Source organism: Pseudomonas sp. MPR-R2A5, from assembly GCF_058793055.1.
This window is the reverse complement of record NZ_JBXAFK010000007.1, coordinates 106,335-119,886: the sequence shown is the minus strand read 5'-3', so window position 1 is coordinate 119,886 and position 13,552 is coordinate 106,335. Positions and strand designations below refer to the sequence as shown.

Genomic DNA, 13,552 nt, shown 5'->3' with positions numbered 1-13,552 from the left:
AAAAGAGGCTAGACCCCTGTGGCATTGACGATTCTTGGCCTGTCCGGCGCCCTTAGCCATGATCCTTCCGCAGCCCTGTATATCGACGGCAAGCTGATCGCGGCCGCCGAAGAAGAGCGCTTCGTACGCGACAAACATGCAAAGAACCGCATGCCCTACGAGTCGGCGAAGTTCTGCCTGGAGCAGGCCGGCATCAAGCCTTCCGACGTTGACGTGGTGGCGATCCCGTTCGCCCCGATCAGCCTGTTCGGCGAGGCGCGCTGGCACTACGCCAAGCGTTACTGGTACGCCCCGGATCGCGCCCTCGACGCGATCCTGATGGGCAACCGTCGCTACAAGCGCTACCGCAACAAGATCGTCTGGTGCCTGGAGCAACTGGGCTTCGATCCGAAGAAAATCAAGATCGAGCCGGTTGAACACCACCTGGCCCACGCTTCCAGCGCCTACCACTGCTCCGGCTTCCAGGAGAAGACCGCGATCCTCGGGATCGACGGCAAGGGTGAGTACGCCACGACGTTCTTCGGCTACGGCGAGAACGGCAAGATCCACAAGATCAAGGAATTCTACGATCCGGACTCCCTCGGTGGCCTGTACGGCGCGATCACCGAGTTCCTCGGTTTCGAGATGCTCGACGGTGAGTTCAAGGTCATGGGCATGGCGCCGTACGGCGACGCCAGCAAATACGATTTCTCGCGACTGGCCTCGTTTGAAAACGGCGAGCTGGTGATCAACACCGACTACGCCAACGTTATCGGCCTGCGCCGTTACAAAGAAAAGGGCAAGGGCTTCTACTTCTCGCCAAAACTGATCGAGTGGCTGGGCCCCAAGCGCGAAGGCGACATCGCCGACGAGCCGTACATCCACTACGCCGCCAGCATGCAGGCGCTGTTTGAAAAGCTGGCCTTGCAGATGATCGACCATTACCTGGGCGACATCCTCAAGGACACCGGCAAGCTGGCCTTCGCCGGCGGCTGTGCGCTGAACGTCAAGCTGAACCAGAAGATCATTGCCCGTGACGACGTCAAGGAGCTGTTCGTGCAGCCGGCGTCCGGCGATGCCGGCACCGCTGTCGGCGCCGCCGCTTACGTGTCCCACGCCCGTGGTGTACCGGTGGAGAAGATGGAACACGTCTATCTCGGCCCGTCCTACAGCAACGAAGACGTGATCGCAGCCTGTGCCAAGCACGAGAGCAAGCCGAACTGGCGCAGGATCGAAAACATGCCCAAGCGCATCGCCAGGATCATGGTCGACGGCAACCCGGTGGCCTGGTTCCAGGGCCGCATGGAATTTGGCCCGCGCGCCCTGGGCGGTCGTTCGATCATCGGTTGCCCAAGCGCCACGGGCGTGGCTGACCGCATCAACCACCAGATCAAGTTCCGCGAGCGCTGGAGGCCTTTCTGCCCGTCGATGCTCGACACCGTGGCCCCGCAGATGATCAAGGTCGATCACCCGGCGCCGTTCATGACCTTCACCTTTGAAGTGTCGGAAGAGTGGAAGACCCGCGTACCGGAAGTGGTGCATGAAGATGGCACGTCCCGCGCCCAGGTGCTCAAGCGCGAATACAACCCTCGCTACTACGACATGATGAAAGAGCTGGAAGTGCTGACCGGTAACGGCGTGTCCCTGAACACTTCGCTCAACCGTCGTGGCGAAGCGATGATCTGCTCGCCGACCGACGCACTGAACATGTTCTTCGGCTCGGACCTGCAGTACCTGATCATGGAAGATATTCTGGTCGTCAAGGATGGCGTGGACCCTTATGACGCTGTGGTTTAAATGCTGAACCGCTTCCAGGCTTGGCGTGAACGTGGCTGGGCGCCTGTCGAGGCCGAGGTTTACGCCCAGGCCTGGCTGCGGTTTGGTGGCAGCGTGGCGACCCATCCGCAGGTCGTCGAGCGCTTGGCGACGCTGGCGCAGATTCCGGTGCGCTACCTGGGCTGGGAGCAGGACGGCGAGCTCAAGGGGGCGATTGCCACCTGGGGCCGCGACCTGGCCCTGTCCAAGGACGTGCTCAAGCGCAGTGGCAAGAAAGGCCTGTTTGACCTGGGCAATGCCGAGATCATCCTGCCCATTGCTGCCGATGCGCAGGTGCCGGTGCGCCATCGTGGGCGCTACCTGTCGGCGCTGAATGAAGGCCGCGTCAGCACCCTCAAGCCCCAGGCCGAGCAACTGGCCATGGCCCGTACCCCCGAAGACCTGTCGAAGAAATTTCGCTACAACCAGCGCCGCGAGCTGCGTCTGCTGGAAGAGGCGGGCGGTGTGGTGCGCGCGGTCAGTGAGTTCTCCAGCAGTGAGCTGGCGGCGATCTACTGCGATCTGTTCCAGCGTCGTTGGGGGTTCCCGGCGACTGGGGCCGAGCGCCTCGCCGAGGTGCTGGCATTGCTCAAGGAGTTCCTGATCGGTTCGGTGTTGTTTCTCAACGATGCCCCTATTGCCGTGCAATTGGTGTATCGCGTCGAATCACCTGAATGGATCAGCATTGAATACGTCAACGGCGGGGTCGACCCTGAAACCCGCGCGTTCAGCCCTGGCAGTGTGTTGAGTTTCCTCAATACGCAAAGTGCCTGGGAGCAGGCCCGGGCCGTGGATAAACCGCTGCGTTTTTCTTTTGGGCGTGCCGACCGTGAATACAAGGAGCGCTGGTGCACGCCAGTGCCGGTGTTCAGCCTATGAGCCGCAAACAGCAACTGCTCAAGCGCCACCGACGCAACAAGCGCATTGCGCTGCTGATGGGCTTGCTGGTGTTGGTCGTGGCCGGTGTGCTGGTGGCCTGGTGGCTGCCGTTGATCCTGGCGGTGCTGCTGTGGGTGGCCCACGAAGCCTGGTTCGCCGACCATTTGTTCTATTCGCCCAAGGATGACTACCAGTACCGCTTTGCTCCCGGTGGCCAGTCGGTCGGTGTGCGCCTGGACGCCGGGCGACTGGTGCCACAAGCGCCTTTGGAACTGGCGGGCGATGAAACACTGATCGTCGAAGTGCAGCTCAAGAGCAGTTGGTTGGGGCGCTTCTTGGATCCAGCGGTTGAATTGTCCGGGGATCGCCAGGCGTTCGAGCGTGGTGTGGCCGGCAAGCGTTACCTCAACCTCACCGGTTCCGCGACGGCACTGGCCGGCGGTGAGCTGCACCTGCGCGGTCGCTATTGCCGCGTGATCGGTCAGCCGGTGCTGTGGGTCTTCCGGCAACCGGACCTGGCCCGCCAGCGAGTGATGGTGATCGCGCCCCATGCCGACGACGCTGAACTGGCTGCATTCGGCCTGTATGGCCAGGCGGACGAAAGCTGGATCGTGACCCTGACCGCCGGCGAAATCGAGGCCGAGCACTATCAGCAGATGGGCCTGCCCAAGGCCGACGCCGCGCGGATCAAAGGACGCCTGCGTGCCTGGGACAGCATTGCCGTACCGCGCTGGGCCGGCGTGCCCGAGGCGCGGTGCGTGCAACTGGGTTACTTCTGCCTGCAACTGCCGGCCATGCGTGACGCTCCCGATCAGCCCCAGGCGTCCCGCGAAGCGCAACTGGACGATACGCGGCTGTTCCGCCAGTTCAATGCCCTGGCGCTGCCCAGTGATGCGGACGGCGCGCCGACCTGGAACAACCTGATTGCCGACCTGCGCGCGGTGTTGCTCAAGGCGCGCCCCGAGGTCATCGTGGTACCGACCCCGGTGCTTGATCCTCACCCGGACCATATCTGTGCCCACGCCGCGGTGGTGCAGGCATTGGAAGGGCTTGAATGGCAGCCGACCACGCTGCTCGGTTATGCCAACCACCTGCATGATAATGACCGCTGGCCCATGGGCGATTCCGGTGCCGGCGTGGCGTTGCCGCCGCAGTTCGATGCGACCCAGGTGCTTGAGCCTTATTGCCGGGTGCTGACCCTCGGCCAACAGCGGGACAAGGCGATGGCGCTGGGCATGATGCATGACCTGCAACCCCGCGCGCCGTTCAAGCGTCGGGTGCGCCGCCTGTTGCAGCAATGGCTGGCCGGTCGTGGTCCATCGCCTTATGGTGAGAATGAATTCTTCCGCAAGGCCGTGCGCCGTCACGAGCTGCTTTGGGTATTGAAGCCGGACCGGGATTGACTATTTTTCGTTGGGCCGCTCGCGCGTAGCGGCCTGATTGCCCCATGGAGTGATATGAAGCCTCGTTTCAAGGTTTTGCAGTTGCAGCCGGACTACAACGTCAAGCTCAATGATTTCGCCGACCTCGGCGAGCAGATCGTCAAGTCGTTGCCGGTCGAGCGTTTCGAGGTCACGTCGGCCTTCCTCAGCGGGCGCCCGCGGCCGGGCCAACCGTTGAGCGTGGCCGCGCACTCCAAGTATTTCGAGTTTCCCGAAAAGGCCCTCAAGGGCATTCGCCTGGGCGCCATGTGGCAAATCTACAAGTACTGCCGCGAGCAGAAGTTCGACGTGGTCATCTGTAACCGTTTCAAGTCGGTGAACATGATGCTGTCGCTCAACCGCTGGTTGAAGATCCCGCTGTGCATCGGCATCTCCCATGGGTTTGGCGAGTACGAGCGGGCTTATCGTCGGCGCCAGACGCGCCGTCTGGTGAGCCCGGCCTGGCGCTTCGTCGGCGTGTCGGCAGCGGTCCGTGACTACCTGGTCGGCCTCAATTGCGGCTTTACCCGCGAGAACACCACCTTCGTCACCAATGCCATCGACATTCCCCAGGCCGAAGCCTTGCAACTGCCCCGCGACCAGGCGCGCCAGGAACTTGGCCTGCCCCTCGATGCACGAATCATCGGCGCCCTGGGGCGCCTGGTGCCGATCAAGGGCCACACGCACCTGTTGCAGGCGTTTGCCCGGCTCAAGGACAAATACCCCAACGCCCAGGTCGGCATCATCGGCTCTGGCCGTGCCGAAGCGGACTTGCGCGCGGACATCGAGCGCCTCGGCCTCACCGGCCGCGCGCACTTGCTGGGCTTTCGTGAAGATGGCCTCAAATACGTGCGTGCCTTCGATATCTGGACCATGCCTTCGTTGCTGGAAGGGCTGGGGCTGGCGCTGCTGGAAGGCATGAGCGGGCGCCTGCCAGTGATTGCCTCCAATGGCCCGGCCATGTTGCCATTGGTGGAGGGGGCGGGTGGTTTGTCCCACGAACCCGGCAATGTCGAGCAACTGACAGCCGCCTTGGATACCTACCTGGCGATGAGTGACGAACAATTGCGTGCCAAAGGTGAACAGGTGTTCCGCTACCTGGAAGAAAACCACGCCCTGGCCGAATTCCAACAGAAATACCTGGACTTGATCGAAAGCGGTTTAAAGGAAGTAGGAAGAGCATGACTCAGCAGCAACCCCTGGTCTCGGTGATTATCGCGTCCTACAACCATGGCCGGTACATCGAAGAGAGCATCCTCAGCGTGCTCGCCCAGACGTACCCGAATATCGAACTGCTGGTGGTGGACGACGGCTCCAAGGATGACAGTGTCGAACGTATCCAGCGCCTGCAGGCCGAGCACGGCTTTGATTTCCAGGTACAACAGAACCAGGGGCTGACCGCCACGCTCAACGGCGCCATCGCCCGCGCCAAGGGCAGCCTGATCGCACCGTTCGGCTCCGATGACATCATGCTGCCTGATCGTATTGCCATTCAGGTGGCGTACATGCAGGACAAGCCGAAAGTGGGCATCTGCGCCGGCAACATCGAGCTGATCGATGGCGACGGTCACCTGCACCCGGAGAAGAAACAGCGCCGCGACGTACCGTTTCGCAGCCTGGATTTCGATGATCTGTTCATGGATCGCAAACCCTTCCCGCCGGCGCCGACCATGCTGATTCGTCGCGAAGCGCTGGAGCAAGTGGGCGGCTTCGATCCGCTGATTCCCCTGGAAGATTTGCTGATCCAGTTGAAGATCACTGCCGCGGGCTACACCATCGACGCCCTCGACGTGGTGATGGCGCGCTATCGCCAGCACGCGAGCAACACCTACAAGAACCACCGCTACATGATCCAGAACATCCTCAAGACCTACGCCAAGTTCAGCGAGCACCCGGCTTATGACGCGGTGCGCTACAAATTCCTGAACTCGATGTTCCTCAAGACCGCCGACCGGGACCGGCCGCTGGCGCGGGAGATCCTCAAGCAGATCCCATTGAAGTTCTGGGGGCGCAAGACCTTGCGTGGCCTGGTGCGTCTGTACCTGATGCCCCTCAGGAACTGAGGCGGCGAGGGGGGTAAAAAAAGGCGACTATCAGCGGTGATAGTCGCCTTTTTTATCAGACGCTGGGAATCGCCAAAGCCTGCACCTGTGCCCGAATCTTCGCAGTGGCGCCTTGGCTGGCAACGGCCGCATAACCTTTGGCCAGCTGTTCGAAGTGAGTCTCGAACAACCAGGCGCGGTCCTGCGGGTAGCGTTGCATATGACGCAGGTTGCGCTGGCGCAGGGCGTTGCGCAGCGGCGAAGGGAAGATGCGCAGGTCGGCGATATCGATCAGGCCGAACTCACCGTCATCCATCAGCAGCACGTTCCCCAGGTGCAACGAACGGAAGTACACGCCGCGCTCATGCAACTGGGCCATGAACTGGCCGAAGCGCTCGATCAGCGACTCGCGCAGGCTGCTGTCCAGGCTTTGCAGGGCCTGGCGCAGGGTCAGGCCGGGCAGCGGCGAGTAGATCACGGCGCTGCTGCCGTCGTGCAGCCCATACAGGCCAAGAATCTGCGGCGTGGGGATACCCAGGGTACGCAATTGCTCGGCGTTACTGGCAAACCGCTCGGAGTAGGGGTTGAAGCTGCCCGAGGTGTACCAGCGCCGCGGGCGGAAGACCTTGAGGAAACGGCCGTCAGCCAGGCGCAGGACTTTCGGGCCCAGGCCGTCGGCTTCGATGACGTGTGCATGGCTGCACAGTTGCTCGAAGGCGGCTGGCTTGAGGGCTTGTACCGGCATGCGCAGCACGCTGCGACGACGCTGGGCGATGCTCAGGCCGGCGATGAGAGCCAGTGGGATCCACAAGACAAACCAGTGCTCCTTGGGTCGCGACAGGATGCCGCCGCCTTCGGTCAGGCCGGCGCCGATGCCGTACATCAGCAGGGAAGATGCCAGGATAAACAGCGGCTGCGCACGTTCCTTGAAGCCTTTGTACAGGCCCCAGCCGAGCATGAAGATCCACGGGATAAACCCGATGATACCGACGTAATACAACACGCCCAGGGCGAAGCTGTGGGGCTCGCGCAGTTGGAAGCCATCGGCCAGGGTCAGGTACAGCTCCGAATCGTAGCTGTGGCCAATCCACGGGTGTGCGGCGATGCGTTGCAGCGACATGCCCCACAGTTCAAAGCGGAACGAACTGCCCCTGTTGGTGATCAGTTCCGGGTAGAACAGCAGGAGCCCGGCGGCGCCCACGACCATGCCCGCGATCAGCAGTGCCGAGCGGCGATTACGGCTGATAAAGGTCATCCAGAGGATGGCCAGCGTCAGTGCCACCAGTGGCGTGCGCGAACCGGTGGCCAGGACCGTCGCGGTCATGATAGCCAGGGCGGGTACGCTGAACCACAGCACGCTCAGGCGCTGGGTGGTCATGCAGACATACAGCCAGTAAACGCAGAAGAAGCCGAATACGTGGGAACTGAGCAGGGGGTTATCGAGGGCGCCGCGGCCGCCGATCATGCGCATGCCCGGCTCGAAACCCTTGACGAATGCCACGAGGTTGCACAGGCAGACCACCAGTGCGATCACCGCCGCACTGAAGAAAATCGGCTTGAACAGTTCATTGCGGTAATGCAGCAACAGCCCGCAGCCGGCAAACAGCATGAACGTGTGCAGGGGACGCTTGAACAGGTCCGTGTCCGGGTGTTGCTCCGGGCTCCAGAACAGGCTGATCAGGGCCCAGGCGGAAAACACCAGGAATGCTATCGCCAGCGGCTCGCGCAACAGTTCCTTGAATTCCCGCGGGCGCAGGCACAGCAGCAGCAAGGTCGGCGCACTGAACAGGGCGTAGTAGAACTTGTGCAGCACATTGCGATTGGTGACGAAGAACAACGAGCTCAGCAACAACAACAAGCCAATGGGCAAAATCCAGAGAACCAGAAAGTCGAAAACGCGATTTGAGCCATACATCAGGCGCTTGGAGTGCATACGCAAAGCCATTCCAGATTGAGAAAGCCGACCATCTTAAAGTAGTGGCTATATAATGTCGCCGGTTGGATCCAACCGGGTTGTGGGTCATGCCGGGTGCAAGTACAACAGAGAAGCTGTGCTAAAGTCAGCCTCCTTTTTCAAAACGCCGCGTGATATGACCGACTCCAGTCCGAGCGCAAGCCCTTCGAGCTTGAAAATATACTTCCGCCTGCTCAGTTACGTCAGGCCCTACGCGGGCTTGTTCGCGCTGAGTATCGTCGGATTTCTGATTTTCGCGTCGACCCAGCCCATGCTGGGTTACATCCTCAAGTACTTTGTCGACGGCCTTTCCAATCCGGAAGCTGTGCTGTTCCCCAGCGTGCCGTTCCTGCGTGACCTGCAGTTGCTGCAAGCCGTGCCGCTGCTGATTATCCTGATCGCGGCCTGGCAGGGCCTGGGTTCGTTCCTGGGCAACTACCTGCTGGCCAAGGTGTCACTGGGCCTGGTCCATGACCTGCGCGTGCAGTTGTTCAATAACCTGCTGACCCTGCCCAACCGCTATTTCGACAATCACAACTCAGGGCACCTGATTTCGCGCATCACCTTCAACGTGACCATGGTCACGGGGGCGGCGACCGATGCGATCAAGGTGGTGATACGCGAAGGCATGACGGTGATCTTCCTGTTTGCCTCGCTGCTGTTCATGAACTGGCGCCTGACGCTGGTGATGATCGCCATCCTGCCGCTGATCGCGGTGATGGTCAGCACGGCCAGCAAGAAATTCCGCAAGCAGAGCAAGAAGATCCAGGTCGCCATGGGCGACGTCACCCACGTGGCCTCGGAAACCATCCAGGGCTACCGCGTGGTGCGCAGCTTCGGCGGCGAAGTCTACGAGGAAAAGCGCTTCCTCAAGGCCAGCCAGAGCAACACCAACAAACAGTTGAGCATGACCCGCACCGGGGCGATCTACACCCCGGCCCTGCAACTGGTGATCTACACCGCCATGGCGGTGCTGATGTTCCTGGTTCTTTATCTTCGCGGTGACGCGTCGGCCGGTGACATGGTGGCCTACATCACCTTGGCCGGTTTGCTGCCCAAGCCGATCCGCCAGCTTTCGGAAGTCAGCTCGACCATCCAGAAGGGCGTGGCCGGCGCCGAAAGCATTTTCGAGCAGTTGGACGAAGAAGTTGAAGTCGACCGCGGCACCATCGAGCGTGACCATGTCAATGGGCGCCTGGAAGTGCGCAACCTGAACTTCACCTACCCCGGTACCGAGCGCCATGTCCTCAAGGACATCAGCTTTACCGCCGAACCTGGGCAGATGATCGCTCTGGTCGGGCGCTCGGGCAGCGGCAAGTCGACCCTGGCCAGCCTGATCCCGCGTTTCTACCACCATGAAAGCGGGGAAATCCTGCTGGATGGCGTCGAGATCGAAGACTACAAGCTGCTCAACCTGCGCAAGCATATTGCCCAGGTGACCCAGCATGTGACGCTGTTCAGCGACACCGTGAACAACAACATCGCCTACGGCGACCTGGCCGGCGCGCCCCGGGCCGACGTTGAAGCGGCGGCGGCGGATGCCAATGCCAAGGACTTCATCGACCAGTTGCCCAAGGGTTTCGATACCCAGGTCGGCGAAAATGGCGTGCTGCTGTCCGGTGGCCAACGCCAGCGCCTGGCCATTGCCCGTGCCTTGCTGAAGAACGCGCCGCTGCTGATTCTCGACGAGGCCACCTCGGCCCTCGACACCGAGTCCGAGCGGCATATCCAGGCCGCCTTGGACAAGGTCATGCAAGGCCGCACCACTCTGGTGATCGCGCACCGCTTGTCCACCATCGAGAAGGCCGACCTGATCCTGGTGATGGACGACGGTCGCATTGTCGAACGTGGCACCCACGCCGAACTGCTCGCGCAGAATGGCTACTACGCCCGCTTGCATGCCATGGGCCTGGATGCGCCGGTTACTGCTGATATCACCTGATCCTGTGGGAGCCGGCTTGCCTCGACAAGCCGGCGCCCACATTGCAACCCTCCCGCAAACCTCCCGCAACCCTGTGCTAATATCGCGCCCCTGTTCATTTTGTATGTGGGTTGCTCCATGAAGTTGTCCATGCCGCGATTCGATCAAGCCCCTGTCTTGGTAGTCGGCGATGTCATGCTCGACCGTTACTGGCATGGCGGTACCTCACGGATTTCCCCTGAGGCGCCGGTACCGGTAGTCAAGGTCGAGCAAATCGAAGACCGTCCAGGCGGCGCTGCCAACGTTGCCCTTAATATTGCCGCCCTCGGCGCCCCAGCTTCCCTGGTGGGCGTGACCGGCGACGACGAAGCCGCCGACAGCCTGGCCAACAGCCTGCGTGGCGCCGGTGTGCGCGCGGTGTTCCAACGCATCGCCCATCAGCCGACGATCGTCAAGTTGCGGGTGATGAGTCGTCACCAGCAATTGCTGCGTATCGATTTTGAAGAACCCTTCGCCACCGACGCCCAGGCCCTCAGCAGCCAGGTCGACGCGTTGCTCGAAGGCATCAAGGTGCTGGTGTTGTCCGACTACGGCAAAGGCGCCTTGAGGAACCACCAGGTACTGATCCAGGCCGCCAAGGCCCGCAACATTCCGGTATTGGCCGATCCGAAGGGCAAGGACTTCTCGATCTATCGGGGCGCCAGCCTGATCACCCCGAACCTCAGCGAGTTCGAAGCCATCGTTGGCGGTTGCGCCGACGAACATGAGCTGGTGAGCAAGGGCGCAACGCTGATGGCCGAGCTTGATTTGGGCGCCTTGCTGGTGACCCGTGGCGAGCACGGCATGACCTTGCTGCGCCCCGACCACCCGGCGATGCACCTGCCGGCACGGGCCCGTGAAGTGTTCGACGTCACCGGCGCCGGTGACACCGTGATTTCCACCCTGGCCGCGTCCATTGCGGCCGGCGAGGAACTGCCCCACGCGGTAGCCCTGGCCAACCTGGCGGCGGGCATCGTGGTCGGCAAGCTGGGGACCGCGGCCATCAGCGCGCCTGAATTGCGCCGGGCGATCCAGCGTTCCGAAGGTTCGGAGCGTGGCGTGCTGACGATCGAGCAATTGCTGCTGGCGATCGACGATGCGCGAGCCCACAACGAAAGCATTGTGTTCACCAACGGTTGCTTCGACATCCTGCACGCCGGCCACGTGACCTACCTGGAGCAGGCGCGCGCCCAAGGCGATCGCCTGATCGTCGCGGTCAACGACGACGCTTCGGTCAGCCGTCTCAAAGGCCCTGGTCGTCCGATCAACAGTGTTGACCGGCGCATGGCGGTGCTCGCTGGCCTGGGCGCGGTAGATTGGGTCATCAGCTTCCCGGAAGCCACGCCTGAGAACCTGCTGGCCCAGGTCAAGCCGGACGTGTTGGTCAAGGGCGGTGATTATTCCGTCGACCAGGTCGTGGGGGCCGATATCGTCAGTGCCTACGGCGGTAAGGTCAAAGTGCTGGGTTTGGTCGAGAACAGCTCGACCACCGCCATCGTCGAGAAGATCCGCAACAATGAGTAACGCTGATAAGCGGGTCCTGATTACCGGGGGGGCGGGCTTTATTGGCTCGCACCTGGTCGATGCCTTGCTCGCCAAGGGTTATGCCGTGCGGGTGCTGGATGACCTGTCCACCGGCAAGCGCAGCAACCTGGCGCTGGACAATCCTCGCGTCGAACTGGTTGAGGGCGATGTTGCTGACGCAGCGCTGGTGGCGCGTGCGGCGGTCGGCGTCTGTGCAGTGGTCCACCTGGCTGCCGTGGCCTCGGTCCAGGCATCGGTGGATGATCCGGTCAGTACGCACCAGAGTAATTTCGTCGGCACCTTGAATGTGTGCGAAGCCATGCGCAAGGCCGGTGTGAAGCGTGTGGTGTTTGCCTCCAGTGCCGCGGTGTATGGCAACAACGGTGAGGGCGCTTCGATTGACGAAGAGACCACCAAAGCACCGCTGACACCCTATGCCTCGGACAAGCTGGCCGGTGAGCACTATTTCGACTTCTACCGCCGCCAGCATGGCCTGGAGCCGGTGATCTTCCGTTTCTTCAATATCTTCGGGCCACGCCAGGATCCGTCCTCGCCGTATTCCGGGGTGATCAGTATCTTCAGTGAGCGTGTGCAACAGGGCGTGCCGATTGCCGTGTTCGGCGACGGAGAGCAAACCCGCGATTTCATGTACGTGGAAGACCTGGTGGACGTGCTGGTGCAGGCTATCGAGGTCGAGGATGCACCGCTGGGGGCGATCAACGTGGGCTGGAACCGCACCACCACGCTCAAGCAGGTGTTGCAGGCGCTGGAAGAGGTGGTTGGCGCGCTGCCGGTTATCACTTACGGGCCGGCGCGCTCGGGGGATATCCGGCATTCGCGGGCGAATAACCAGAGGTTGTTGGCCAACTTCAAACTGCCAGAGCCCACCCCATTGAAGGTAGGACTCGAGCGGCTGCTTAACGGCTGATCTGATCGAATGTGGGGGCTCGAGGGCTCCCATATTCGTCCTGCTCCATGAAGCGTTCTGCGTTCCTTGGGCGCTAGCGACTGGCCTTTTTCTTCGGCACGATCTTGCGCAGCATCTGCCGCGCCTTGCCGGTCAGGGCTTTCAATTTCGATTCTTTTTCAGGTTGTGACAGGCCTTGCTGCCTGAGCCAATCCTTCCAGCGAATGCGCTCGTCACGCACCACCCAGCCCTCCTGCTGAGCGAAGCTTTCGGCCAGGTACAAACCCCGAGTGCTCGCCGGGTACAGTTGGTCTTTCTTGACCGTGTACAGCTCGGGCAGCGGCTGGCCGTCCTTAAGCGGCATGAGGTACAGGTCCGGACGTTGGCGATCCAGGCGTGCGACCAGTTGGTCGCCTTCCAGTCGTTCATCCACATGGAACAGGCTCAGGGACTTGGCTTCCTTCGGCACTTCCAGGCGCAAGTCATAGATCAGTTGCAGCGACGCCGTGGGCAGGTGCACGTAGGCTCGTGGGCGTTCGATCAATTGGGTTGTCGCACAGCGCACCGGGCGTGCCGCGCCGGACAGTGGGCTGAGGCGAAACGGCAGGGCTTCGCGGTAGTGCAGGGCTGAGGAGTAGGGGGCCGGTAGCCAGGTATCGTTGAAACGTCCGCTCAGCCAGCCTTCGGGGGTTTCCAGCAGGCATTCTTCGGCAATTTCCTGGATGGCGGTGTGCAGCGGCAGGTTCAGTTCATGGGCGGGGACATAGCCGGAGATCAGCTTGAGCACCACATCGCCCCGATCCTGGCGGCGCTGGCGCACCAGTACCCAGTAATCCTTGTTTTGCCAATGCAGGGTCAGGCGCACTGATACCCCGAGGTTCGCCAGTTCCAGGACAAAACGCTCGGGGTCTGCCACCTCGACCGGCTTGCGTCGTTGCAGGGTCTGGGCGAAGTTGAGCGGCATGCCGACGCTCTGGTAACTCAAGCCTTCGGGGGTCGCTTCGACGTGCAGCGGCAGTGTCTTGAAGTTGCTGGGGTTTTTTCTTATGAGGGTTCGCGGCATGTCGGCTC

General features: G+C 61.8%; 10 protein-coding genes. 8 read left to right on the top strand and 2 right to left on the bottom strand.

Features of this window, described 5'->3' with window-relative positions:
- Window positions 1-18: 18 nt before the first annotated feature.
- From AC1Q6I_RS07945 to AC1Q6I_RS07925, 5 genes are read left to right on the top strand one after another with little or no spacing between them, the layout of a single operon-like run.
- The gene (locus AC1Q6I_RS07945) at window positions 19-1,776 is read left to right on the top strand and encodes a carbamoyltransferase family protein (RefSeq protein WP_024073039.1); all 1,758 of its coding nucleotides are present in this window, start codon (window positions 19-21) and stop codon (window positions 1,774-1,776) included.
- Window positions 1,777-2,673 carry an antimicrobial resistance protein Mig-14 gene (locus tag AC1Q6I_RS07940; RefSeq protein WP_069075132.1) on the top strand — a complete coding sequence of 299 codons (897 nt, stop codon included), beginning with the start codon at window positions 1,777-1,779 and terminating at the stop codon, window positions 2,671-2,673.
- Window positions 2,670-4,076 (top strand): PIG-L deacetylase family protein, encoded by a 1,407-nt coding sequence (locus AC1Q6I_RS07935; protein WP_024073041.1) that lies wholly within the window; start codon window positions 2,670-2,672, stop codon window positions 4,074-4,076. The genes AC1Q6I_RS07940 and AC1Q6I_RS07935 overlap by 4 nt, the downstream gene beginning before the upstream one ends.
- 54 nt (window positions 4,077-4,130) lie before the next feature.
- Window positions 4,131-5,279, top strand: coding sequence for a glycosyltransferase (locus tag AC1Q6I_RS07930; RefSeq protein WP_069075133.1), 1,149 nt, complete (start codon window positions 4,131-4,133; stop codon window positions 5,277-5,279).
- The gene (locus AC1Q6I_RS07925) at window positions 5,276-6,157 is read left to right on the top strand and encodes a glycosyltransferase (protein ID WP_069075134.1); all 882 of its coding nucleotides are present in this window, start codon (window positions 5,276-5,278) and stop codon (window positions 6,155-6,157) included. Before AC1Q6I_RS07930 ends, AC1Q6I_RS07925 begins: the two co-directional genes overlap by 4 nt.
- Window positions 6,158-6,212: 55 nt before the next feature.
- Here AC1Q6I_RS07925 and AC1Q6I_RS07920 read toward each other — a convergent pair whose 3' ends face one another.
- Window positions 6,213-8,069 carry a bifunctional O-antigen ligase/aminoglycoside phosphotransferase family protein gene (locus AC1Q6I_RS07920; RefSeq protein ID WP_069075135.1) on the bottom strand — a complete coding sequence of 619 codons (1,857 nt, stop codon included), beginning with the start codon at window positions 8,067-8,069 and terminating at the stop codon, window positions 6,213-6,215.
- 157 nt (window positions 8,070-8,226) lie between these two features.
- Here AC1Q6I_RS07920 and msbA point away from each other — a divergent pair, with 157 nt between their 5' ends.
- The 3 genes from msbA to AC1Q6I_RS07905 all read left to right on the top strand — a co-directional run bounded on the left by msbA (window position 8,227) and on the right by AC1Q6I_RS07905 (window position 12,502).
- The gene (gene msbA, locus AC1Q6I_RS07915; RefSeq protein ID WP_102623812.1) at window positions 8,227-10,032 is read left to right on the top strand and encodes a lipid A export permease/ATP-binding protein MsbA; all 1,806 of its coding nucleotides are present in this window, start codon (window positions 8,227-8,229) and stop codon (window positions 10,030-10,032) included.
- 117 nt (window positions 10,033-10,149) lie between these two features.
- The gene (gene hldE / locus AC1Q6I_RS07910) at window positions 10,150-11,574 is read left to right on the top strand and encodes a bifunctional D-glycero-beta-D-manno-heptose-7-phosphate kinase/D-glycero-beta-D-manno-heptose 1-phosphate adenylyltransferase HldE (protein WP_024073046.1); all 1,425 of its coding nucleotides are present in this window, start codon (window positions 10,150-10,152) and stop codon (window positions 11,572-11,574) included.
- Entirely contained in the window at window positions 11,567-12,502 is a 936-nt protein-coding gene (locus AC1Q6I_RS07905; RefSeq protein ID WP_069075137.1) for an NAD-dependent epimerase/dehydratase family protein, read from the top strand. Before hldE ends, AC1Q6I_RS07905 begins: the two co-directional genes overlap by 8 nt.
- A 73-nt stretch (window positions 12,503-12,575) precedes the next feature.
- On the opposite strand, the gene AC1Q6I_RS07900 is transcribed toward AC1Q6I_RS07905, so the two are convergent.
- Entirely contained in the window at window positions 12,576-13,544 is a 969-nt protein-coding gene (locus AC1Q6I_RS07900; RefSeq protein WP_024073048.1) for a hypothetical protein, read from the bottom strand.
- Between the last annotated feature and the right edge of the window lie 8 nt (window positions 13,545-13,552).